Raw genomic sequence first — 22,371 nt, forward strand, 5'->3', positions numbered from 1 at the left:
AATCAACAGATCGCAGCCTGCGGCAGCTCCTACAGGGGCTTATTCAGAATTTGTAGGCGACCCGCGTGTACAGCGTCCGCCCAAACGGGTCGCCATATTTCGGGTCGTAACCGCTCTGGAACGTGTAGGTCTGGTTGCTGAACGGTGGCTCGCGGTCGAACAGGTTTTTCGCGCCGAGGGTCACGCTGAGGGTTTTGCGCCAGGTGTAGGTGCCGGCCAGATCCCAGACGTTGTACGAGCCGACGTAGTCGTGGGTGTCGCGGTCGGAGTCGTGGTAACCGCTGGTGTAGCGGTTGGTCAGCGCCACGCCGTACGCGCCGTAATTCCAGCTGCCGGTCAGGCTGTGCCGCCAGCGTGCCACCGCGCCGGCCGAGGCAAAGTCGCCGCCCCGGAAGTCGCCGAGCTTGTCGATGTAGTCGCCCTTCTGTTGCTGCTGGTAGTCATATCGGGTGACGTAAGTGCCTTGCAGGCCGATGCCGAAATTGCCGTACGGGGTGCTCGGCAAGCGGTAGTCGAAGCTGACATCGACGCCGTTGGTCTTGATCTTGCCGAGGTTGGCCAGGCCCGTGACGATATGGTCGATGGAGCCATCAGGCTTGCGGATCAGCCGTTCCGGGTACAACTCCGGGTTCTCGAACACAGCCGATTCCGGGAACTCGGCAATCTGGTTGGCAATGTCGATCCACCAGAAATCGAGGCCCGTGGTCAGGCGTTCGAACGGTTGATAGACAAAACCGAGGGTGACGTTACGCGCGGTTTCCGGGCTCAGGTCGGTGTTGCCACCGGTGCTGCGGTTGAACTGTTGTGCACAGTCACGGTTGGCGATGCCGCCGTTGCTCGGATTACCACCGGCGCACAATCGCGGATCGTTGTAGTTGGCATTGGTGAAGGTCGTGAAGTTCGGGTTGTACAGCTCATACAACGACGGCGCGCGGAAGCCTTCACTGTAGGCGCCACGTACCACCAGTTCCTTGAACGGCTGGAAGCGGAACGAGTATTTAGGATTGGTGGTGCTGCCAAAGTCGCTGTACTTGTCGTGGCGCACCGCAGCGGACAATTCCAGGCTATCGAGCACCGGCACGTTGACCTCGGCGTATTCGGCCGAGACGCTGCGATCCCCGGCGACACTGCCGTTAGGGTCAACGCCGAGGCTCTGTACGTCGCCGGCAAACTGCGCAAAGTCCTGATGGAAATCTTCCTTGCGATACTCGCCTCCCAGCGCCAGCGCCGAAGGGCCGGCACCGAACCAATCGCCGATCTCGCGGCTGATGCGCCCGTCGATCGCCTTCACGCGCCCGACCGCTGTGGCGTAGTCACCGTCGACCGCGTTGGCCGCCAACAGCGCAGAACCTGCCGCCGTCTGTGGACCGAAGGGGTTGATCACGCCGTTGGCAATGCCGTCACTGACCGCACGGTCGTTGACGTAGCCGGCCTCAATGCTGTTGACCACTTTGTTTTGGTTGTACGAGGCGCCGAGGTTGTAATCCCAACCGGCGAGCGTGCCATCGAAACTCAGCAGCAGACGCTGACTGGTGTTGTCATCTTCATGCTGGCGTGCGCCAACGGCGGTTTCACGCCAGTTCACATCCACCGGTTGTGTCGGATCAAGGGCAAAACCACTCGGCCCAGGCGTGATGCCGTTGCCCGGATAGAACGCAGTACCAGGATTGACCTGATTGCCCATCAAGGTGCCAGGGCCGATCTGTGTGCGGTTCTCGTTGCGAGCCCAGAAGTATTCGAGGCTAACGTTGTGATCGTCCGAGAGCTTGCCGGTGGCTTTGGCGAACGCCGAGGTCTTCTCGGTTTCCGGCACCAGATCAAGATAATTCCACAGGCTTTGGCGGCAGATACCGTTGCGCGACAGCAGCCCCGGCGCGTTGCAACCGGAACCAGCCAATGGATTAGTCGCGTTGCGGCCCTGGCTCCAATTGGCGGGCGACGCAGTCCCGGAGGTGTAATCGAGGCCGCGACCGGGCTGGTAGTTGTACGTGTAATCGCGGTCATCGGCGGCCAGTCGTTGCTGTTTGTCGTAACTGACCACGCCGAAGACGTTGAAGCGGTCATCCTGCAAATCGCCGAAGCCCCAGCTACCGCTGAAATTGCGACTTTCGCCGCCGCCCGAATGCGTCGGCGTGTCGTAATTGGTGCTGATCTGGCCTTCGGTGAGGCTGGTCTTGGTGATGAAGTTGATCACCCCGCCGATCGCGTCGGTGCCATACAACGCCGAAGCACCATCGCGCAGCACCTCAACGCGGTCGATGGCAGCGAATGGAATGGTGTTGAGGTCGACACCGGAGCCATTGATCGCATTGGTGGCGTTGTTGCTCAGACGCCGGCCGTTGAGCAGCACCAGCGTCTTGTTAGCGCCGATGCCGCGCAAGTCCGCATAAGCCGCACCGCCGCTGCTCGACCCGACCGAACGCCCGGAACCGACCGAAGACTGGTTGGCAGAAATGCGGCTGACCAGCTCCTCCGTGGTCGAAACGCCCTGCTCGCGCAACTCTTCGACGCGCAGAATGGTCACTGGCACTGCCGTTTCGGCATCGACCCGGCGGATCGCCGTACCCGTGACTTCGACGCGTTGCAGCTGGGTGGTCGGTTCGGTTGCTGTGCTGTCGGCGGCAATGGCTGGCAGCGTGTTGATTGCCAGCAGCAAGGCCAGGCTCAAAGGTGATTTGACGGGTGAAAACTGAATCATGAACAGCCATCCCTGCGTTTTGGTTTATGCAGGGATGTGCAATGACGAATAAGGATTTATAGAGAGTGATTTAGACCGTTGGGTGATGAGGTTATGCAAAAAATCTCATGCCTGCGAATCAGGCCGATGCCATCTCCCTCAACAACCGGGTATCCAGGCCAAACCGCTCCTGGGAGACCATCCTGAATTGCCCCTCTGCCAGGTCGCAGCTCACCAGCAGATTCCACGAGTGGCGGGTTGCCGCCGAGGGAATCAGGAGAAATGGATGCTCATCCAGTAAAGCGTCGGCAAACCGCTGTTGATTGGGAGACGGCCACGCGGGACTCAACCAGTAAGGATTCGGTACCTCTTCGGGCTGAACGACTTTGACCCGTGCATCGCGGATGACCTCAAAGCACGTCAACACATAGGGCTCTCTGTCCAGTGCATCAAAACTATTATTGGCTGCTACCTCCAGAATGGCCGAGGACGGGTCGACAGATGCGTAGACGACTCGCCGGCCAGGCGCATTCCATCGACCGCCCTTCAGTTTTGAACCCATCCCGCTGTCCCACGTCTCTCCGTAGGCCTCCTGATCCAGGCGCCAGCCATACCAGTGCCCTTCCCAGGGCAAGGGATTCATGGGTAACCCCCGTACAGGAGCTGACACAAGTATTGCTCGACCATCTGGAAACCCAGTGGGTGGCGGGTCAGTTCCAACGGTACGTAGCCGTTAAGGTAAGGGGTGGGTTTTTGCATCCATATCTCCGCCTGTGACAGCCCCCCGAACGCCCGAGTGGCCATCTCCAGCACCAGCGCATATTGGTAGGCGACGACACTCTGCTGCGAGTCAAGCCGTATCGATTTGCCTTCCTTCAACAACCGCTGCACGGTTCTGACAGACCTGCCGGTGATGCGTTTGACCATGTCTTCGCGCAGGTACATTTCGGAAGTTGAAAGCATGTTGACGACGTCGCTCAGCTCAAAGCCCTGGTCGGTAAGGCGGACAATCAGCATGGCATCGTCACCGAGGTCCTGGCCATGCACGAGCAAATCGACAGGCTTGCCCGCGACCTTCTTTAGCCCCGTCAGCCGGGGCGTTTTTGGCGTGGGCATTGCGACATCCTCCATGGGGCATCTGGCGCGATCGTCGATCCAGAAGTTACGCAGGGAATAAGCAGGCGTTTCATGCTCGATGTGTGGGGTACGCATAATCGATCCTTTATCTGGGAACCTGAGCGTTCAAGCCGCTCAGCGACTTCAATGTCAGGTCCGATGCTATAGATCGCGCTTCCGACGACCAACCTGAAAAAGTCGTCGGAAAAATCCCCAATAACGCACAAGCGGCTCCAGTTTCCGTAGGACGTATACGACGTACTTGCCCTGTTTAACTGCCGAAGTGATAACTCATATCCAGCCACCACTGCCGGCCGTAAGGGTCGTAGTTACCGGTCGGGTAATACGGCCAGCCCGCCGAGTCATCGTGTTTAACCTGATTGAGCAGGTTGTTCACCGTCAGGCCGACGCTGGCCCGGTCGTTCAATTTGTAACGCGCACTGGCGTTGAACACTGTCCAGGGTGACAGGCGCCCGTCACCGGCGCCGTTGGTGACCGAACCGTAACGAATGCCCATCAGCGTGGCCGTGGCGTTCTGGTAATCCCAGGTCAGGCTCGCGTTGACCTTGCTGCGCCAGTCGTAATTGGTGCGCGAGGTGCGCCAGTCCTGGGTCGGTGCGTCGTCGGACTCCTTGTAATAATGCGAAAGCACCAAGGTATAGCCCAGCGCCGAACTGAAAGCGCCGTACTGCCCCGCGCCCCAGCGAATGTTGCTCTTGAAATCGAGGCCGCTGACCCGTTCGCTGGCGGCGTTGATCGCATTGACCCGCACGCGCTGTAACTGATTGGGATCAATGGCGGCGTTGCCGGCGTTACGATCAATGCGTGCCAGCGTCGATTGGCAATTGGCCGAGTTGATGTCCTGAGTGCCGTTGCGGCATTCATTCTCTTCTTGCAGCAAGCGGTTTTCGTCAACGGTGGTCAGCAGGTCATCGATCTCGACGCGCCAGAAGTCAGTGGAAAAATCGAAGTTGCGCGACGGCGACCAGACAAAACCGTAGGTCCACGACTTGCCCCGTTCCGACTCCAGATTCGCCGTGCCGCTTTGCGTGTAATCGACCCGCCCGCGATCGCAGGCGCCCTCCACGCCCTGGCTGCAACCGTAATAGTCGATCTGCGCCGGGTAGTAGCCGTTGCTGTCGGACTGGTAGATGTAATTGAGGTCCGGCGCGCGGAAACTGGTGCCGTAACTGCCGCGCAGCAACAGGCTGGTCACCGGGCGCCATTCCAGGCCGAGGTTGTAGGTTTTCTGCTGTTCGGTGCGACCGCTGAACTTGTATTGATCCCAGCGCCCCGCCGCGGTGGCCAGCACGGTGTCGGTGACCGGGATGCTGAACTCGCCGCCCGCCGCGTAACGCTTGCGTGAGCCGCCGGAGCTTTGTGCCGGGCTAACGCCGTAAAAGGTGCCGTCGTTGAGGCCGTCGTCCGGGTCCACGCGATATTCCTGTTTACCCGCTTCCAGCACTCCGGCGAACCCTACCGGCCCTGCCGGCAAATCAAACAGATCGCCATTGACCGAAGCGTTGTAACTGGTTGACACCGATTTGCTGCTTTGGGTCAGGTTGCCGCGAAATTGCTGCCACTCCTGCGGCGTCAATGGCCGGTCGAGGCGCGAAGCGTCCGGAGCGAACACCGGATAGCCGCCGCTGACACCCAACTGCGGACCGAGGTAGAAGTCCTGAATCGACGACAGCGGCGTGTAACGCGTGGTGCGGACGCTGCGATACTCGGAACGGTTGGCCGCCAGATCATAGTTCCAGCCGGTGTCGGCAATCTTGTCGGAAAGGCCAAGGGTGCCGGTCCACGAGGTGTCGCGCCACTTGCTGTTGTTACTGGTACGGCCGCCGATTTCCTCTTCACCGAAACGACGATACCAGCGCTCCAGATTGCCGCTGTTCTGGTTGACGAAGTCCGGGGAGGTGAAGGTCGGGCCGCGGGTGTTGTTCTGAATGTGATCGAGGCCATACATCAAGTCCGCGAAGACCTGACCGCTGTCGCTGAAGTGCCAGGTGCCGCGCGTGTAACCATCGTAGTTTTCCTTCTGGGTCTGCACCGTCCAGTAATCGTTGTACATCTGGTCGGTGCGGCAGCGACCGCCGTTGTTGAACAGTTTGTTGTCGAACGTGCCTTGGTAGGCGCCGCAGCCCGGCCCCAGATAACGGCTGTTGCTCAGGTCGCGGCGGTAACCGACATCGGCCAGCGGGCCGCTCTGCATGAAGCCGCGATCATCGGCCCAGATCGGATCGCGGTTGGTCAGTTCAAGCCCGAACAAACCATCGAAGTCGCCCCAGCTGCCGCCGCCACTGATCTGCAAGCGCTGGTTGTCGCCACCGCCGCGCTCGCTGGTGCCGCCCTTGAGGTTGACGTCGACGCCGTTGATCTTGTCTTTGAGGATGATGTTGACCACCCCGGCAATCGCGTCCGAGCCGTAAATCGCCGACGCGCCGCTGCTGAGGATTTCGATGCGTTCGATGACCGCCGACGGAATGTTCGCCAGGTTGGTGAAGTTGACCTTGCCATCGTAGGGCGTCGGGTAATCGGCGACGCGGCGGCCATTGATCAGCACCAGCGTGTGGTTGGGCCCGAGGCCGCGCAGGTTCAGCGCGCTGGCCGCCGGTTGCCAGGTATTGCCGTAGTCTTCGCCCTGAGTCATGCCGGTGTTTTGAGTCTGGGTGGCCAAGGCGTCGTAGACGTTTTTGTAGCCGCGCGCTTCCATTTCTTCGTGGGTGATGACGTTAACTGGCGTCGCTCCATCGCTCTGCGCACGGGCGATGCGCGAGCCAGTGACGGTGACTTTTTCCATGCGGTAATCGGCGCTGCTGGCCGGCGTCACGGCGCTGACTTTTGCCGGCGTGACAGCCGCCACATCGCCTTCGCGAACACTCAAGCCCTGAGCGCTTTGCTCGACTTGCAGGCCGCTGCCAAGCAGCGCTTTTTCCACGGCCTGACGCCCGCCCAATGCACCGCGCACCGTCGCACTGCGTTTGCCTTGCACCAGGTCCTGGCTGAAGGAGATCGGTACGCCGGTCTGCCGCGAGATGTCCAGCAGCACCTCATCGAGCGGGCCGCTGGCAATGTCGAAGGTGAACACCGCCGCTGCGGGCGACTGCGCCAACGCAGTCAATGGTCCCATGCCCAGCGCCAAAGCGGCGGCGAGGGTCAGTCGAGGTAATTGTTGTTTGAATGAGTACATCGAGGGGCTTCCCTGTTGAAGGCGTCTGCAGGGAATGAGCAGTGAACCGGCGCTTTTTATAGAGCATCGATTAGGCCAAGAAGTCATATCCCTATAACCAGAATTCCCCCTGTAGGAGCTGCCGCAGGCTGCGATCTTTTGATCTGGATTTAAAAAAACAAGATCAACAGATCGCAGCCTGCGGCAGCTCCTACAGGGGTGGCGTTCGGGTTTAACTGGGGCGAGGTTCGATGCTGATCCAGTAGGGGTTGTGCCAAAGAATGCGGATCGGTAAAGAGCGCTCGAGCAACTGCAACGTGCGGTCACTGTCGTCCAGCGGATAGAGGCCGCTCAAGCGCAAATCGGCGACCTCAGCGCTGACATGCACAATGCCGCGACGGTAGCGACGCAAGCTGTCAATCACCTCACTGAGCGGCCGATCGCGAACCTCCAGACGACCTTGCGTCCAGGCACTTTCGTGACCGTTGCTGCGCTGCAATGACAGGATGCCGCGATCGTTGAACAGCAGACTCTCCCCCGCCTCGACCACTTGCCGCGCACCGCTGGCCGTGACCACTTCGACCTGTGAATGCAACATCACCAATCGTGTGGAATCGTCATTGTGCTGCACGAGAAATTTCGTCCCGAGGGCGCGAATGCGACCGTGCTCGGTCTCGACCACAAACGGCCGCGACGGGTCCTTCGCCACGTCCACCAGCAACTCGCCACTGCGCAAGGCCAGCAGGCGCTGCGTACTGTCGAACAACGGCACCACGCGACTGCGCGCGTTGAGGGTCAACGCACTGCCATCCTGCAACGCAAAATCCCGACGTTCGCCGGTTCCCGTCGATAATTCACCAGCCTCGGGCAGCCAGCCGTAACGCCGCCCGAGCAACCCGGCCAACACCGCCACGCCGAGCACACTCAAACTGCCGCTGATAAATCGCCGCCGACTCGATGGTGCATTGAGGCTGTGCAGCAGACTGTTGCGCGGCACTGCGCGCAAGTTCGGATTGCGCAACAGGTTCAGGCCACCGCCCATTTGCTCGATGATCTGCTGGTGCCGTGGATCGGCCGTACGCCAGGCTTCGAACGCCGCCCGCTCGCCGAGGCTGACGTCACCCGATTGCAACAGCGCCATCCATTGCGCGGCTTCATCGATCAGCGTTTCGTCCGCCCTCATGCCTGCATCGCCTGATAGCAACGCTTGAACGCCTCGACCATGTATTGCTGCACGCGACTGGTGGACACACCGAGGCGCTCGCCAATCTCGCTGTAGGTCAGACCGTCGAGCTGATGATAGAGAAACGCTGCTTTGGCCTTGGCCGACAACCCGTTGAGCAAGCGATCGACCGCCAACAGCGCTTCGATCACCAGCGCCCGCTCTTCCGGCGACGGATGCACCGGCTCTGGCGCCAGCGCCAGGCTTTGCAGATAAGCGCGTTCGAGATCCTGGCGTCGCCAGCCTTCGTACACCAACCGCCGGGCAATAGTGGTCAACAACGCCCTGGGCTCGCGAATCGCTGTCGGGTCCGGCAAGGCCAATACTCGCAGAAACGTTTCCGAGGCGATGTCCTGTGCACTGTGCGGGCAGCCCAGCGTGCGGCTAACGGCAGCGCACAGCCAGCGATAGTCCTTTTGGAACATCTGCCCGATGATCTGGTAATGCGGGTTATGTCCACCCATGCCTTGCTCCCTGAAAACGGGTCCCACCCGCTGCGAAAAACCATCGTTCTGCCGGGATCGTCCGGCTCTGATCAGGCGCGACTGTGCAATAGGGTTGCGCACATTTGAAGTAATAAAAAAACATCACAAGCAAACCTTTAAGAATAAGGCGCTTCGTCACTGCGCAAACATTGGCTGACACAACGTTGACTTCGATCACTGGCGCAGCCCCAACCACTGATTAATCTCCTCGCTCCATCGAAGGCCAAGGACGGCTCACCGGGAGCCCGCGGCTGATCCCACTCAAGGAAGACCCCCATGCAATCGCTCAACATCATTCTGCTGTCGTCAGCATTCAACGGCCTGACGCAACGTGCCTGGCTGGAATTGCGTCAGGCCGGGCATTCACCCAGCGTTGTGCTGTTTACCGATGAAAGCGCCGTGTGCGAACAGATCGAAAACAGCGCCGCAGATCTGGTGATCTGTCCGTTCCTCAAGGACCGCGTACCCGAGGCGCTGTGGCGCAATACTCAGCGACCGGTGGTGATCATTCATCCGGGCATCGTCGGCGATCGGGGTGCCAGCGCGCTGGACTGGGCAATCACCAACGAACTGCCGAGCTGGGGCGTGACCGCCTTGCAAGCGGTGGAAGAAATGGACGCCGGACCAGTCTGGGCGACCTGCGAATTCAACCTGCCGGCGGGTCTGCGCAAATCCGAGTTGTATAACGGCCGGGTCAGCGACGCGGCGATGCTGTGCATTCGCGAGGTGGTGGAAAAATTTCGCGAAGGGTTTGTCCCGGTGCCGCTGGATTACAGCAATCCCGCCGTGCGCGGGCGCTTGCAGCCGAACATGAAACAGGACGATCGCAGCTTTACCTGGCACGACTGCGCACGCTTTATCAAACGCTGCATCGATGCGGCGGACGGCCAGCCTGGTGTGCTGGCGAGTCTGGCCGGCGGTCAGTACTACGTGTACGACGCACACCTGGATTCGCGCACAGGCATGCCCGGCGACATTATCGCGGTGCATGACGACGCGGTGCTGGTGGCCACCGGTGATCACAGCGTGTGGATCGGTGCCCTGCGGCGCAAACCGCAACCGGGCGAGGAAACCTTCAAGCAGCCGGCACGGCATGTGCTGGCCGGGCAACTGGCAAATGTGCCGAACCTGGACTGGTCAATCGCCAGTCAGCCGTTCAGCGCCGAAGCGTATCAGCCGATTGCCTATCGCGAGTCCGGGCATGTCGGCGAGCTGACATTCGAGTTCTATAACGGCGCTATGAGCACCGAGCAGTGCCAGCGCCTGGTCGAGGCACTGCGCTGGGCCAAGGCCCGCGATACTCAAGTGCTGTTGATCAAGGGCGGGCGCGGCAGCTTTTCCAACGGTGTGCACCTGAACGTGATTCAGGCCGCTCAGGATCCGGGCGCGGAGGCGTGGGCGAATATCCAGGCGATCGATGATGTCTGCGCAGAGCTGCTCAGCGCGCGGCAACTGGTGGTCAGCGGCGTGACCGGCAATGCCGGCGCGGGCGGCGTGATGCTCGCGCTGGCGGCGGACATCGTCTTCGCGCGGGCCGACATCGTGCTCAATCCGCATTACAAGAGCATGGGCCTGTATGGCTCGGAATACTGGACCTACAGTTTGCCCCGCGCGGTCGGCCCGGCGATGGCCGAACAACTGACACAGGCGTGTTTGCCGGTCAGTGCCCAGCAGGCGTTGCAACTGGGCATGGTCCAGGAAATCGGCCCGCGCTGCCCGGATGAATTTGCCCTGTGGCTGCTGCAACGGGCCAATGGTGCGTTGAACGATCCGACCTACGCGGCGGTGCGTGAACGCAAGTCGCGGGTCGATCATCTGCTGATCCTGCAATGCCGCGACAACGAGCTGCAAGAAATGCAGGAAGACATGCTCTACAACCGCAGTCAATTCGCCGAGAAGTGCCGCCACTTCGTCTACAAACGCAAAGCCTGCGGCACGCCGGCACGATTGATCGAAGACTGGGCACGGGTCCAGGAAATTGAGCTGACTGATTGATCTCCAGCGTCTGCAATGCCCCCATCGCTGGCAAGCCAGCTCCCACAGTGGACGGTGTTGACCACAAACCCTGTGATCAACATTGCCCTCTGTAGGCGTGAGCCTGCTCGCGATGAGGCCAGCCCAGCCAATATCCTCATTGGCTGAACCGACGCCATCGCGAGCAGGCTCACTCCTACACCGTTCGGGGGTAGATCCGTAATCCTGAGCGCCACAAAATCCTGTAGGAGTGAGCCTGCTCGCGATTAGGCCAGCCTGGTCAACATCCTCATTGTCTGAACCAACGCCATCGCGAGCAGGCTCACTCCTACAGGGTTTTGCGTTTAGGCACAGGTTTTGAAAACGCCTCTAAAATTGTGGGAGCTGGCTTGCCAGCGATGAACGATGACGCGGTACCGAGTGGCCACTTACAATGCGCGCACTTCAAACACCGGCCCGCCCATGGACATCGACCTCGCCCGCACCTTTCTTGAAATCGTCCGCCACGGCAGTCTCGCCGCTGCCGCGCAAAAGCTGTTCGTCACACAAACGGCGATCACCGCTCGGGTGCAGAAACTCGAAAGCCAGTTGGGCAGCACGCTGTTCGTGCGCAACCGCGCCGGGGCGAAGCTGACGCCCAATGGCGAAGCGTTCGTGGTCTACGCCAACCAACTGGTGCAGACCTGGGAGGCCGCCCGCCGTGACCTGCCGCTGCCCGAGGGTTATCACAACGTGCTGCACATCGGCGGCGAAGTCAGCCTGTGCAACCCGCTGATGCTCAGTTGGGCCGCCGAACTGCGTGAGAAAATCCCCGGTCATGCGCTGCGCATGGAAATCCGCGATGGCGAAAACCTGCTGCGCCAACTCGAATTGGGCGTACTCGACGCGGCGCTGGTCTATCAGCCGGAATACTGGCCGGGCCTGCAGGTCGAGCAAGTGCTCGAAGAGAAGTTGATTCTGGTGCGCGCACCCGACCGCCCGGATCCCTACGTTTACATCGACTGGGGTCCGGATTTCCGCCGGCAGCACGACGCCGCCCTGCCGGAAAAGGCCAAGGCTGCGCTGAGTTTCAACCTCGGCCCGCTGGCCCTGCAATACATCCTCGAAAACGGCGGCAGCGGCTATTTCCGCACCCGCGTCGTGCGCACCTACCTGGAAAGCGGCGCACTGGAACCGGTGACCAAAGCCCCGGAATTCAGCTACCCGACCTACCTGGTCTATTCGCGCGACCGCGACTCGGCGACGCTGCAGCACGCCTTCGACCTGCTGCGCGAAGTGATCCGGACCGATGACGACTGGTCACAACGCTGGAACCCGTTGAGCTGAAGCGGCCGCTTTGCACCGGATCCTGGCGCATGTGACCTCAAGGTCTGACCTGCACAAACCGCCGGATCGGCTAATCTGCCGGGTATAACAACAATACCCACAGGTGAACGCAGTGAGGCAGACCACCGAGGCATTTCGCAGCCGCTATCGTGCGGCGATCCATCCGTTGTACAACCCGTGGCTGCACGGCACGTTTGTGCTGCTGTTCGGCGTGCTCGCCATCGGCGTGTTCTGCAGCCGAGTGCATCAGGCCAGCGCGCTTGAATGGCTGACCGTGCCGCTGACATTGCTATTTTTCAACTTTGCCGTGTACATGGTTCATCGCCATCTCGGCCATCACAAAAAGGCCTTCGCCAAACTGTTCTACGCGCGGCACGCCGGCGATCATCACAGCTTCTTCACCCCCGGCCACATGACCTACGACAGCGCTCGCGACTGGCGGGTGATTCTGTTTCCGGCGTGGCTGATCGTCATCCACACGCTGGTCATCACCCTGCCCTTGTGGTGGCTGTTCGCACAATTCAACGCCAACGTGGCCGGGTTGTTTGGCGGTTGCATGGTGCTCGGTTACCTGACGTATGAGGTGTTTCACGCCTGTGAGCATCTGCCGCCGAAAAACCCGCTGGCCCGCTTGCCGTGGATCCGCCAGATGCGCCGCCTGCACGAGCTGCATCACCGGCGCGAGCGCATGCAGGAGCGCAATTTCAATATCGTTTTGCCGTTGATGGATTACCTGTTCGGCACCCTGTACTGGGAGCCCGAAGCCAGCCCCTTGAGCTATTCGAGAATGCCCATGACCCGCATGCAGCACCAGATCGATATCGCCGGCGAGCCGATCGCCGTCCTCGCCTACGCCGCCAGCGTCAGCCGCTGGCCAGAATGGCATCCGTCGTCGCTGAAGATCGACGGCGCGCAAGGCCCGCTCCACGCCGGCGCGCACTTCGAGGAGGATATTCATGCCGGCGGGCGTGCGGGTCACTTGCGTTGGGAGGTCACCGAATATTTGCCTGGCCGGCGCTGGTGCGCACGCGCCCAAGGCGATCATGGTCTGTCACTGCTGCTGACGTATGAATGTTCAGGGGATGCCAGCGCTACACGGTTTGTTCGCACCCTCGACTACCGTTTCGAGGGCTTGGGCATGCGCATTGCCAACCAGTTACTACTCAAACGGCGCATCGAGCGCGAATCAGCCGCTTCAATGCTGGCGTTGCGCGATATGGCAGCGCAGTACACGCTGTCAGCGAGGGCGAGCGCATGAAGCTGCGGCACATTTTTCTGCTGCTGATCGTCATCGTCATCGCCTTCTTGCTGCTGATGCCCACCAAAGTCGAACCGGTCGCCTGGACACCCCAGCCAGCGCCGTCGCTGACCGCTGGGCTGTATGCCGAAAACCAGCGACTCAAAGGCACGGCACAGGTCGGGCCGAGCGACATTGAAGGGCCTGAGGCGTTGTTGCTGGAGGAAGACTTCTTGATCACCGGGCTGCACGACGGCCGACTGATCCGCACCAGCCTCGACGGCAAGGCGCGCCAGGTGCTGGCGGATACGGGCGGGCGGCCGCTGGGACTGGCGCGGCATCCGAACGGTCTGCTGGTGATCGCCGACGCGGTCAAGGGCTTGCTCTCGCTCGACGCGCAGGGCCGCCTGATCCCATTGACCACGGAGGCCAATGGCGTGGCGTTCGGTTTTACCGATGATGTCGCCATCGACCAGTCCGGGCACTACGCCTACTTCAGCGATGCTTCCAGCCGTTGGGGCTACGGGCACGACGGCGAGGCGATCATCGAACACAGCGGCGAAGGCCGTCTGCTGCGCTATGACTTCCAGAGCGGCAAAACCAGTGTTCTGCTGGACAAGCTGCAGTTTGCCAACGGCGTGACCCTCGGCCCGGATGACGCCTATGTATTGGTCAACGAAACCGGCGCCTACCGCATCAGTCGTTACTGGCTGACCGGGCCCAAGGCCGGCACGCATGACCTGTTCATCGACAACCTCCCCGGGCTGCCGGACAACCTCGCGTTCAATGGCAGCAAGCGGTTTTGGGTCGCGCTGTATGCGCCACGTACGCCGCTGCTGGATGGCACGGCCGGGCATCCGTTCGTGCGCAAGATGATCGCGCGGTCCCTGACGGTATTGCCCAAACCGGTGGAGAAACGCGGATTTGTGCTGGGACTGGATCTGGATGGCAAGGTGATCGCCAATCTGCAAGACACCAGCAGCGGCAATTATTCGCCTATCACCACGGTGCGCGAGTATGGGCAGTGGTTGTATTTCGGTTCGCTGAAGGCGACGCACATGGCGCGGTTGCCATTGGATGCAGCGCTGAAGTGAAACCGCAGGATGTGTATTGGATTGACTGACGCCATCGCTGGCAAGCCAGCTCCCACAGGTTTTTGTGTCACTGGGGATTATGGATCTAACACCGGACGGTGTAGGAGTGAGCCTGCTCGCGATGGCGTTGGTTCAGTCAATGAGATGTTGACCGGGCAGGCCTCATCGCGAGCAGGCTCACTCCTGCAGGGGGCAATGTTGGTCACAGGGTTTGTGGTCAACACCCTCCACTGTGGGAGGTTTTGCTGTCGCTGGGGATTATGGATCTACCACCGGACGGTGTAGGAGTGAGCCTGCTCGCGATGGCGTTGGTTCAGTCAATGAGATGTTGACCGGGCAGGCCTCATCGCGAGCAGGCTCACTCCTACAGGGGGCAATGTTGGTCACAGAGTTTGTGGTCAACACCCACCACTGTGGGAGGTTTTGCTGTTGCTGGGGATTATGGATCTACCACCGAACGGCGTAGGAGTGAGCCTGCTCGCGATGGCGTTGGTTCAGTCAATGAGATGTTGACCGGGCGGCCTCATCGCGAGCAGGCTCACTCCTGCAGGGGGCAATGTTGGTCACAAGGTTTGTGGTCAATACCCTCCACTGTGGGAGGTTTTGCTGTCGCTGGGGATTATGAATCTACCACCGGACGGCTTAGGAGTGAGCCTGCTCGCGATGGCGTTGGTTCAGTCAATGAGATGTTGACCGGGCTGGCTTCATCGCGAGCAGGCTCACTCCTGCAGGGGGCAATGTTGATCGCAGGGTTTGTGGTCAACACCCTCCACTGTGGGAGCTGGCTTGCCAGCGATGGCGGTCTGTCAGTTGCTGGACTTGTCGAACTTGTCGGGATCTTCGTCTTCCGGCAATTCTTCATCCGGCTCATCTGGATTGGCCGTGGTGTGCGCCGGGCTATTAGGCTCGGGATGCGTCGGAACCGGGTCAAAAGCGCCCTGCTCTTCACTGGGAAATTTGGGATCGTTCATAAGGCACCTCGCAAAGAGTCGCTGATTGAAGACTCTGAACATTCGAGGTGCCGGTCGTGGCTGTCGTTCCCGTCAATCCGCAACCGCAGGTCGGCGGATCAAATGTGGATCATGACGATATCTGTAAATGGCTGACGATCTCGTCCTTGACCTTCAGACGCTTCTCTTTGAGTTTTTTCAGTGTGTCGTCGCTGGGGGCATCCGATGTGGCCGTTTCGGCCTTGACCACGTCGGCGTCAGCCTGGGAATACTTGTTGATCAGTGAATCCAGTCGTGGATCCTGGGTGCGTTTTTGCTGGATCTCTTCCTTTGTGCAACTCAAGTCCTGAAACAGGTCATGGGAAACCGGCATGGAACACCTCCGTCAGTTGATCGGCTGGCCAACGCGACCGATTGCGCGGGCCAAGTATCAGAATGGCCTTGGTTGGACGGTTCTGTCGACCACCTGTCAGACCAGCGGTGCCCGTTCGTCGCCCTGTCGCAAATGCGATAAAACCTTTATTCGCCGTGCTGCCTCCATTGCATAACACCCATAAAAACCTGCGTGGAGATACACCAATGGACGGATTCAACCTGCGTCATCTGTTTTTGGCTGTCGCTTTGAGCACCGGCATGGGCAGCGCTTTCGCCGCCACTGACAATGACTTTGTCGATAACGCGGCCGCCGGTGGCATTGCCGAAATCGAAACCAGCCGGCTGGCCCTGGAAAAAAGCGCGTCTGCCGACATCAAGGCCTTCGCCAACATGATGATCACTGACCATGGCAAGGCCAACGATGAACTGGCGAGCATTGCCAAGGCCAACGATATCGAAGTCCCGGACACCACGACGCTGGTCAAACAGGCCAAGGAAAAAATCCTCGACCTGCGCGATGAATCGTTCGATGCCGCTTACGCCAATAATCAGGTGAAAGCCCACGAAGAAACCATCGAGCTGTTCAAGAAACAGGCTAATACCGTGACGGATGACAAGGTCAAGGGCGCGACTGAATTGAAGGCGTTTGCGCAGAAAATGCTCCCGGCGCTGGAGAAGCACCTGGCCGCGGCGAAAGAGTTGCAGGCCAAACACCCGAGCAAGTAACAGTCCATAAAAAAGGCCGCATCCATTGGATGCGGCCTTGTCATGTCCGCCGATCTTAACCGCCGTCCGTATCAATATCGGCATCCGTCTCCTCCCCCGGCTTCGCCCGATCCGGCTTCGGCTCGAAACCCGGACTGAATTCATTGTCGTTGTCCGTGTGCTGATTCTTCTGATCCACCGCCGGGTCAGCGCTTTGCGCCTGTTCTTTATCACCCTGTTGCTGCGTTGGCGCCGGTTGCCCCGGCACTTGCGGGTCGATCGCCGGGTCGTTACGGTTGATCGGTTCGGCGGACTGATTCTGTTGTTGCTTCGATTGCTCGTTCATGTTCACCTCGGTCGTCAAAGCAAGCGCGACTGAAACCAGTCGGGCCTTGAACATTCGAAGGCTGGCCCGCGCCAACGTTCAAAACATCTCCACTCTTTGCCACGCCGACTAAAGTTACCGGGGCGTTCTTTGCGCCAGATCAAAAATATCCTCGCGGCAACGAACAACTATTTCAAACGGCAAATGTCATTGATTCCGCGCCGGTCGTTTTTCCACGATCGGCCCCTAATTCGCTACGGAGCAACAGGCACATGGCAGCACTGCAGAACAGCACACTCGATGCGATGAAAAACAAACAGGCACAACTGCTGGGCGAATGGGTCAACGGGCTGGAAACCAGCGGTGCCACCCGTAATTTGAAAGGTCACGATGTACAGCAACAGACCAGCGAGTTCCTGCAATTGGTAGTCAGCGGCCTGGAAAGCGACTACGGCACCAATATCAATGCCCCGGGCTGGGAATCGACGCGCCAGTTCCTCGAAAAGCTTTCCCACAGCCGCGCCCTGCTCGGTCAGGATTCGCAGCAGACCGCCAGCTTCATCTTCGCCCTCAAAGGCCCGTTGTTTAACCTGCTCCAGGCCCATTACAAAGAACAACCGGCACTGCTCGCCGAACAGCTCTGGGAAATCTCCGAACTGCTCGACGCGTTCGGCATGCACACCATCCGCACCTTCCAGAAATCCCGCGAAGCGGTGATCAAGCGTCAGCAGGAAGAACTGCTGGAGCTGTCGACCCCGGTGGTCAAGCTGTGGGACGGCGTACTCGCCCTGCCGATGATTGGCACCCTCGATTCGCAGCGCACCCAAGTGGTGATGGAATCGCTGCTGCAACGCATCGTCGATACCGGTTCGGAAATCGCCATCATCGACATCACTGGCGTGCCGACCGTCGACACCCTCGTCGCTCAACACCTGCTGAAAACCGTGACGGCGATCCGCCTGATGGGTGCCGACTGCATCATCAGCGGCGTGCGCCCGCAAATCGCGCAAACCATCGTGCATCTCGGCCTCGATCTGCAAGGCGTAGTCACCAAGGCCAATCTGGCGGATGCGCTGAAGCTGGCGCTGACCCGTTTGGGTACCACCTTCGTCAAAACGGCTTAAGCAATGGAACGTATCCCGATCCTACAAATGGGCGACTTCCTGCTGGTGACGATTCAGGTCGACATGCACGACCAACTCGCCCTCACCCTGCAGGACGATTTGTCCGAGCGCATCAGTAAAACCTCGGCGCGCGGGGTGTTGATCGACATCTCGGCGCTGGACATGGTCGACTCATTCATCGGCCGGATGATCGGCACGATTTCCGGCCTGTCGAAAATCATGGACGCCGAAACCGTGTTGGTGGGCATGCAGCCAGCGGTCGCGATTACTTTGGTTGAACTCGGCATGACCTTGCCCGGCGTGAGCACGGCGCTGAACGTCGAGCGAGGGATGAAACTGCTGCGAGAACGAGTATTGCAACAATGACCGTGCGCAGTAGCGGTACTCAACCGATCCATATCGAGCAAGACGTGGTACTCGCGCGTCAGACCGCGCGCAAGCTCGCCACCGAGTGCGGCATGCGCCTGATCGACCTGACCAAAATGGTCACGGCGGTCAGCGAGTTGGCGCGCAACACCATGGTGTACGGTGGTGGCGGCGACATGGACTGGCAGATTCTCGATGAGGATCACAAGGTCGGTCTGCGTCTGACGTTTCGCGATGAAGGCCCGGGCATTCCCGACTTGAAACTGGCAATGACCGATGGCTGGACCTCCGGCAGTGGCATGGGGCTGGGCCTGACCGGCGCCAAACGGCTGGTGGAAGAGTTCGAACTGGACACCGAGCCCGGCAAAGGCACTCGAATAACGATCACCCGATGGACATGAATATCGGCACAAGCCTGACCCAAGTGCTGCCGATCGAGGACAGCAGCCAGATCGGCTACGCACGGCGTACCGCGCAGCAACTGGCCGAACGGCATGGCTTCGATGAGCGTGATGCCGGACGCGTGGCACTGGTGGCAACAGAGCTCGCAAGCAACATACTCAAGCACGCCAGCCACGGTGAAATGCACCTGAGGGTGTTGCCGCGTGCCAATGGTTTCGGCATCGAAATGCTCGCCGTAGACCGCGCGCAGGGCTTTGATCTGGAGGCTTGTCTGGCCGACGGTTTCTCGACCGGAGGCACTCAAGGCATCGGTCTTGGCTCAATATCACGCCAGACCGAAGTGTTTGATGTGTACGCCGATGCCCGTGGCGCGGTGTTGTTGGCGCGACTGTATCCGCGCACCGATCGGGCGCCGGACATTCGTTTCGGAGTCAGCCAGCACTCACTGCACAACGATCCTGCCTGCGGCGATGTCTGGCACCTGGCCTATGAAGACGGCAACATCAGCGCGCTGATCATCGACGGCCTGGGCCATGGCGAAGAAGCCGAACGCGCCGGTCTTGCAGGCGCCGAAACCTTTGCCCTGACACCCTTCGCCGAACCAGTCATGCTGATGGAAGATCTGCACCGTGACATGATCGGCAGCCGTGGTGGCGCCGTCGCGTTCGCCCAGTTCGATGCGCGGCGCGACCGCCTGACCTTCGCCGGCGTCGGCAACATCGGCGCCAGCCTGATCGCCGCCGACAAATCCCGCGGATTGGCCTCGCACCCGGGAATCGTCGGCGTGCAATACCGGAAAGCCCGGCCCTTTGACTATGCTCACGTGAACGGACATCTATTGATCATGTACAGCGACGGCTTGCAGTCCCGTTGGAACCTTCAAGACTACCCCGGCCTGGTGCACCGCCATCCCGCCGTGATAGCCAGCGTCCTGCACCGCGACTTCTGTCGCGGGCGCGACGATGTAACGGTGCTGGTCGTTGCCCTGGAGGCCGCCCATGGCTGAGTCGCCGATTCTCAACAGCGCCGAGCAGACCGCGCTGATTGCGCAGTTGCAGAGCGAAACCGCGGCCCTGCGCGAAGAACTCGATGAAACCAATCAGGGCGTGCTGGCCCTGTACGCCGAACTCGACACCCAGGCCGAAGAGCTGCGCCAGGCCTCGGATCTGAAAAGCCGTTTTCTGTCGTACATGAGCCACGAATTTCGCACGCCATTAGGCTCGATCCTCAGTATCAACAGCTTGCTCGCCGATGAACTCGACGGCCCGCTCAGTCCCGAGCAGCACAAGCAGGTGGCGTTCGTCAGCACGGCTGCGCGCGAACTCAGCGACATGGTCGATGACCTGCTCGATCTGGCCAAAATCGAGGCCGGGCGCATCACCATTTCCCCGGCGTGGTTCGACATGTTCGACCTGTTCTCCGCCCTGCGCGGGATGTTCCGGCCGATTGTCGATGCCTCGGCGGTCGATCTGATTTTCGAAGAACCGGTCGGCTTGCCGCGCCTGTACACCGACGATAAGAAACTCGCACAGATCCTGCGCAACTTCATTTCCAACTCGCTGAAGTTCACCACCCGTGGCGAAGTGCGGGTATCCGCGCGGCTCGAAGGCGTCGACAAAGTGCGTTTTGCCGTGAGCGACACCGGTATTGGTATCGCTACCGAGTTGCATGGCGCATTGTTCGAGGACTTTTCCCAGGTCGACTCGCCGTTGCAGAAGCGTCTGCGCGGTACCGGGCTGGGCCTGTCGCTGTGTAAACGCTTCGCGGCCCTGCTGGGCGGTGAAGTCGGGCTGGAAAGCACGCCAGGGGTCGGTTCGACCTTCTTCGTGATCATTCCGCTGGCGATCGCTCTGGAGAACGTCGATGAAACGTGACATCCGCCTGTTGATCGTCGACGACAACGTCGCCACCCGCTACGCCCTGCGCCGGCGCCTGGAGCGCCACGATTATGAGGTGCTGGAAGCCGGCACCGGCACTGATGGGCTGGCGCTGATCGAAAGCGAGCCGCTCGATGCGCTGATTCTCGACGTCAATCTGCCGGACATGAGCGGTTTCGACATCGTGCGGATTTTGCGCGCTGACGCGCGCACGGCGTTGCTGCCGGTGATCCACGTGTCCGCCGCCTCGATCCAGACCGGCGACATCATCACCGGCCTCGACGCGGGTGCCGACGCTTACCTGATTCACCCGGTCGATCCCGACGTGCTGCTAGCGACCCTGCGCACGCTGCTGCGAGTACGCGACACCGAAAATGCCCTGGGTGAGAGCGAGGCGCGCTTTCGCGAGATTTTCGTCAACGTTTCAGCGCCTATCGCGGTGCTCGATGCGCATTTGAAAGTCCATGAATGCAACCACGCTTTCGCGCAACTGATCCTCGACAATCAGGACCCGCAAACCCTGCGCGAATGCTTCGCCGACGATCAAAGCGCGATCCTCAACGAACTGCGTCTGCGCCTGGTCGATGGCGAGCGCTGGAAAGGCACGCTGAACATGCGTGTGCTCGGCGAGCTTCGCGAGACCGAGTGGCAGATTTCGCCCTATCGCACGCCAGAGTTGAGCCTGGTGTTTGTCGAGGACGTCACCGAGCACCGTCATCGCGAACGCTCGCACCTGGCGCAACTGAACGACACCACCACGCAATTGGCCAAGGAAGTCGCCGAGCGCGTGCGCGCCGAGTCGCAACTGCTGCAAGTGCAGAAAATGGATGCGTTGGGCAAACTCACCGGCGGCATCGCGCATGATTTCAACAACCTGCTCACCGGGATCATCACCAGCCTGGAACTGATCCAGAAACGCGTCGCCGATCAACGCCTGGACAAGGTGCAGTTTTACTCCGAGGCCGCGCTGAATTCGGCCATGAGTGCCGCGTCGCTGACCCATCGTCTGCTGGCGTTTGCCCGCCAGCAACCGCTGGACACCCGGCCCGTGGACATTAATGAGCAGGTGCGCTCGCTGGAAGAATTGCTGATGCGCACCATCGGTGAACGGATCAACCTCAAGCTTGAGCTGACGTCGAAACCGGCGATCGCCCTGGTCGACCCGGTGCAACTGGAAAGCGCGGTGCTCAACCTGGTGATCAACGCCCGCGATGCGTTGCCTTCGGGTGGCAACATTTGGGTCAACACCTATGCCGCCTACTCCCATGGCGATCCGAATCTGGCCGATGGCGCGTATGTGGCGTTGTCGGTGCGCGATGACGGCACCGGGATTGAGCACAATGTCATCGACAAGGTGTTTGACCCCTTCTTTACCACCAAACCGCTGGGCCAGGGCACGGGGTTGGGGCTGTCGACGATCTATGGTTTTGCCCGCCAATCCGGGGGTGACGCACACATCCGCAGCGTGGCGCGGCGCGGCACCGAGGTGACGATCATGTTGCCGGCCACCAGCGATCCTACCGGCGCTGATGTGCCGTCACCGGTTGTCGACCCACAAGGCACGGGTGAGCATGTGTTGATCGTCGAGGACATGCCGTCGGTGCGCATGTTTGTCACCGAAGTATTGGAAGACGCGGGTTACCGCTGCACTCAGGCGGCGGATATCGAAACGGCGCTGGAGCGCTTGCAGAACGATGCTTCGATCAACCTGCTGCTCACCGATGTCGGCTTGCCGCGCATGAGCGGCCGTGAATTGGCAGATGTTGCGCGGGGCTGGCGTGAGGGTTTGCCGATTCTGTTCATGACCGGGTATGCAGAAACGGCGATCAATCGGCAGGTATTTCTGGGCAGCGGCATGGACATGCTGGTCAAGCCGTTCCAGATCAGCGAACTGCTCGAAAAAGTCCGCCGCACCCTCGACGGCGCCTGACAGACCGCCATCGC

Annotated in this window: 20 protein-coding genes; 11 read left to right on the top strand and 9 right to left on the bottom strand. The window is 60.4% G+C overall.

The genetic code is table 11. The annotated features are described in order from the left end of the window. Positions 1 to 43: 43 nt before the first annotated feature. The 6 genes from EJA70_RS05275 to EJA70_RS05300 form a co-directional block, all read right to left on the bottom strand. Positions 44 to 2,698 carry a TonB-dependent receptor gene (locus tag EJA70_RS05275; RefSeq protein ID WP_158830048.1) on the bottom strand — a complete coding sequence of 885 codons (2,655 nt, stop codon included), beginning with the start codon at positions 2,696 to 2,698 and terminating at the stop codon, positions 44 to 46. 118 nt (positions 2,699 to 2,816) lie between these two features. Further along, the gene (locus EJA70_RS05280) at positions 2,817 to 3,320 is read right to left on the bottom strand and encodes an RES family NAD+ phosphorylase (protein ID WP_158830049.1); all 504 of its coding nucleotides are present in this window, start codon (positions 3,318 to 3,320) and stop codon (positions 2,817 to 2,819) included. Then, positions 3,317 to 3,793: an antitoxin Xre/MbcA/ParS toxin-binding domain-containing protein gene (locus EJA70_RS05285; RefSeq protein WP_081500502.1), complete on the bottom strand. Its 477-nt coding sequence runs from the start codon at positions 3,791 to 3,793 to the stop codon at positions 3,317 to 3,319. The genes EJA70_RS05280 and EJA70_RS05285 overlap by 4 nt, the downstream gene beginning before the upstream one ends. A gap of 271 nt (positions 3,794 to 4,064) precedes the next feature. After that, a complete protein-coding gene (locus EJA70_RS05290; RefSeq protein ID WP_158830050.1) occupies positions 4,065 to 6,986 on the bottom strand; it encodes a TonB-dependent siderophore receptor in 2,922 nt (973 codons plus the stop codon). A 211-nt stretch (positions 6,987 to 7,197) separates the two neighbouring features. Continuing rightward, complete coding sequence (locus EJA70_RS05295) at positions 7,198 to 8,148, bottom strand: FecR domain-containing protein (RefSeq protein WP_158830051.1); 951 nt, start codon at positions 8,146 to 8,148, stop codon at positions 7,198 to 7,200. Beyond that, positions 8,145 to 8,651 carry a sigma-70 family RNA polymerase sigma factor gene (locus tag EJA70_RS05300; protein ID WP_008088963.1) on the bottom strand — a complete coding sequence of 169 codons (507 nt, stop codon included), beginning with the start codon at positions 8,649 to 8,651 and terminating at the stop codon, positions 8,145 to 8,147. Before EJA70_RS05300 ends, EJA70_RS05295 begins: the two co-directional genes overlap by 4 nt. A 297-nt stretch (positions 8,652 to 8,948) precedes the next feature. Here EJA70_RS05300 and EJA70_RS05305 point away from each other — a divergent pair, with 297 nt between their 5' ends. The 4 genes from EJA70_RS05305 to EJA70_RS05320 all read left to right on the top strand — a co-directional run bounded on the left by EJA70_RS05305 (position 8,949) and on the right by EJA70_RS05320 (position 14,303). Further along, the gene (locus EJA70_RS05305; RefSeq protein ID WP_158830052.1) at positions 8,949 to 10,667 is read left to right on the top strand and encodes a hydrogenase maturation protein; all 1,719 of its coding nucleotides are present in this window, start codon (positions 8,949 to 8,951) and stop codon (positions 10,665 to 10,667) included. A 441-nt stretch (positions 10,668 to 11,108) separates the two neighbouring features. Next, positions 11,109 to 11,972, top strand: coding sequence for a LysR family transcriptional regulator (locus EJA70_RS05310; protein WP_158830068.1), 864 nt, complete (start codon positions 11,109 to 11,111; stop codon positions 11,970 to 11,972). Between the two features lie 112 nt (positions 11,973 to 12,084). Continuing rightward, the gene (locus EJA70_RS05315; protein ID WP_158830053.1) at positions 12,085 to 13,230 is read left to right on the top strand and encodes a sterol desaturase family protein; all 1,146 of its coding nucleotides are present in this window, start codon (positions 12,085 to 12,087) and stop codon (positions 13,228 to 13,230) included. Next, positions 13,227 to 14,303 carry an SMP-30/gluconolactonase/LRE family protein gene (locus EJA70_RS05320; RefSeq protein WP_158830054.1) on the top strand — a complete coding sequence of 359 codons (1,077 nt, stop codon included), beginning with the start codon at positions 13,227 to 13,229 and terminating at the stop codon, positions 14,301 to 14,303. The genes EJA70_RS05315 and EJA70_RS05320 overlap by 4 nt, the downstream gene beginning before the upstream one ends. An 806-nt stretch (positions 14,304 to 15,109) precedes the next feature. On the opposite strand, the gene EJA70_RS30795 is transcribed toward EJA70_RS05320, so the two are convergent. Continuing rightward, positions 15,110 to 15,274, bottom strand: a complete 165-nt coding sequence (locus tag EJA70_RS30795; protein ID WP_008084820.1) for a hypothetical protein — start codon at positions 15,272 to 15,274, stop codon at positions 15,110 to 15,112. A gap of 109 nt (positions 15,275 to 15,383) precedes the next feature. Then, positions 15,384 to 15,626 (bottom strand): DUF465 domain-containing protein, encoded by a 243-nt coding sequence (locus tag EJA70_RS05325; protein WP_008084822.1) that lies wholly within the window; start codon positions 15,624 to 15,626, stop codon positions 15,384 to 15,386. Positions 15,627 to 15,832: 206 nt separating this feature from the next. Between EJA70_RS05325 and EJA70_RS05330 the strand changes: the two genes are divergently transcribed. Then, positions 15,833 to 16,354 (top strand): DUF4142 domain-containing protein, encoded by a 522-nt coding sequence (locus EJA70_RS05330; protein WP_008084823.1) that lies wholly within the window; start codon positions 15,833 to 15,835, stop codon positions 16,352 to 16,354. Positions 16,355 to 16,409: 55 nt separating this feature from the next. Here EJA70_RS05330 and EJA70_RS05335 read toward each other — a convergent pair whose 3' ends face one another. Beyond that, positions 16,410 to 16,679 (bottom strand): hypothetical protein, encoded by a 270-nt coding sequence (locus EJA70_RS05335; protein ID WP_008084825.1) that lies wholly within the window; start codon positions 16,677 to 16,679, stop codon positions 16,410 to 16,412. Positions 16,680 to 16,930: 251 nt separating this feature from the next. Between EJA70_RS05335 and EJA70_RS05340 the strand changes: the two genes are divergently transcribed. The 6 genes from EJA70_RS05340 to EJA70_RS05365 are packed head-to-tail and all read left to right on the top strand — an operon-like array spanning position 16,931 to position 22,357. Beyond that, on the top strand, positions 16,931 to 17,782 hold the full coding sequence (locus EJA70_RS05340) for an STAS domain-containing protein (RefSeq protein ID WP_158830055.1): 852 nt from the start codon (positions 16,931 to 16,933) through the stop codon (positions 17,780 to 17,782). 3 nt (positions 17,783 to 17,785) lie between these two features. Further along, on the top strand, positions 17,786 to 18,148 hold the full coding sequence (locus tag EJA70_RS05345) for an STAS domain-containing protein (RefSeq protein WP_034155679.1): 363 nt from the start codon (positions 17,786 to 17,788) through the stop codon (positions 18,146 to 18,148). Next, positions 18,145 to 18,549 (top strand): anti-sigma regulatory factor, encoded by a 405-nt coding sequence (locus EJA70_RS05350; RefSeq protein ID WP_008084828.1) that lies wholly within the window; start codon positions 18,145 to 18,147, stop codon positions 18,547 to 18,549. The genes EJA70_RS05345 and EJA70_RS05350 overlap by 4 nt, the downstream gene beginning before the upstream one ends. Further along, positions 18,546 to 19,556: an ATP-binding protein gene (locus tag EJA70_RS05355; protein ID WP_158830069.1), complete on the top strand. Its 1,011-nt coding sequence runs from the start codon at positions 18,546 to 18,548 to the stop codon at positions 19,554 to 19,556. The genes EJA70_RS05350 and EJA70_RS05355 overlap by 4 nt, the downstream gene beginning before the upstream one ends. After that, entirely contained in the window at positions 19,549 to 20,424 is an 876-nt protein-coding gene (locus EJA70_RS05360) for a sensor histidine kinase KdpD (protein WP_158830056.1), read from the top strand. Before EJA70_RS05355 ends, EJA70_RS05360 begins: the two co-directional genes overlap by 8 nt. Further along, entirely contained in the window at positions 20,414 to 22,357 is a 1,944-nt protein-coding gene (locus EJA70_RS05365) for a response regulator (protein ID WP_158830057.1), read from the top strand. Before EJA70_RS05360 ends, EJA70_RS05365 begins: the two co-directional genes overlap by 11 nt. Positions 22,358 to 22,371: the final 14 nt, after the last annotated feature.

Origin of the sequence: Pseudomonas sp. PB103 (genome assembly GCF_009764635.1) — a bacterium.
Lineage (GTDB): Bacteria > Pseudomonadota > Gammaproteobacteria > Pseudomonadales > Pseudomonadaceae > Aquipseudomonas.

Excerpts from the sequence above, each read along its gene's own strand:
- EJA70_RS05340 (WP_158830055.1), top strand. The coding sequence starts at position 16,931 with ATGGCAGCACTGCAGAACAGCACACTCGATGCGATGAAAAACAAACAG.
- EJA70_RS05295 (WP_158830051.1), bottom strand. The coding sequence starts at position 8,148 with ATGAGGGCGGACGAAACGCTGATCGATGAAGCCGCGCAATGGATGGCG.
- EJA70_RS05335 (WP_008084825.1), bottom strand. The coding sequence starts at position 16,679 with ATGAACGAGCAATCGAAGCAACAACAGAATCAGTCCGCCGAACCGATC.
- EJA70_RS05285 (WP_081500502.1), bottom strand. The coding sequence starts at position 3,793 with ATGCCCACGCCAAAAACGCCCCGGCTGACGGGGCTAAAGAAGGTCGCG.
- EJA70_RS05345 (WP_034155679.1), top strand. The coding sequence starts at position 17,786 with ATGGAACGTATCCCGATCCTACAAATGGGCGACTTCCTGCTGGTGACG.
- EJA70_RS05330 (WP_008084823.1), top strand. The coding sequence starts at position 15,833 with ATGGACGGATTCAACCTGCGTCATCTGTTTTTGGCTGTCGCTTTGAGC.
- EJA70_RS05305 (WP_158830052.1), top strand. The coding sequence starts at position 8,949 with ATGCAATCGCTCAACATCATTCTGCTGTCGTCAGCATTCAACGGCCTG.
- EJA70_RS05360 (WP_158830056.1), top strand. The coding sequence starts at position 19,549 with ATGGCTGAGTCGCCGATTCTCAACAGCGCCGAGCAGACCGCGCTGATT.
- EJA70_RS05365 (WP_158830057.1), top strand. The coding sequence starts at position 20,414 with ATGAAACGTGACATCCGCCTGTTGATCGTCGACGACAACGTCGCCACC.
- EJA70_RS05350 (WP_008084828.1), top strand. The coding sequence starts at position 18,145 with ATGACCGTGCGCAGTAGCGGTACTCAACCGATCCATATCGAGCAAGAC.
- EJA70_RS05355 (WP_158830069.1), top strand. The coding sequence starts at position 18,546 with ATGAATATCGGCACAAGCCTGACCCAAGTGCTGCCGATCGAGGACAGC.
- EJA70_RS05300 (WP_008088963.1), bottom strand. The coding sequence starts at position 8,651 with ATGGGTGGACATAACCCGCATTACCAGATCATCGGGCAGATGTTCCAA.
- EJA70_RS05280 (WP_158830049.1), bottom strand. The coding sequence starts at position 3,320 with ATGAATCCCTTGCCCTGGGAAGGGCACTGGTATGGCTGGCGCCTGGAT.
- EJA70_RS05325 (WP_008084822.1), bottom strand. The coding sequence starts at position 15,626 with ATGCCGGTTTCCCATGACCTGTTTCAGGACTTGAGTTGCACAAAGGAA.
- EJA70_RS05275 (WP_158830048.1), bottom strand. The coding sequence starts at position 2,698 with ATGATTCAGTTTTCACCCGTCAAATCACCTTTGAGCCTGGCCTTGCTG.
- EJA70_RS30795 (WP_008084820.1), bottom strand. The coding sequence starts at position 15,274 with ATGAACGATCCCAAATTTCCCAGTGAAGAGCAGGGCGCTTTTGACCCG.
- EJA70_RS05320 (WP_158830054.1), top strand. The coding sequence starts at position 13,227 with ATGAAGCTGCGGCACATTTTTCTGCTGCTGATCGTCATCGTCATCGCC.
- EJA70_RS05310 (WP_158830068.1), top strand. The coding sequence starts at position 11,109 with ATGGACATCGACCTCGCCCGCACCTTTCTTGAAATCGTCCGCCACGGC.
- EJA70_RS05290 (WP_158830050.1), bottom strand. The coding sequence starts at position 6,986 with ATGTACTCATTCAAACAACAATTACCTCGACTGACCCTCGCCGCCGCT.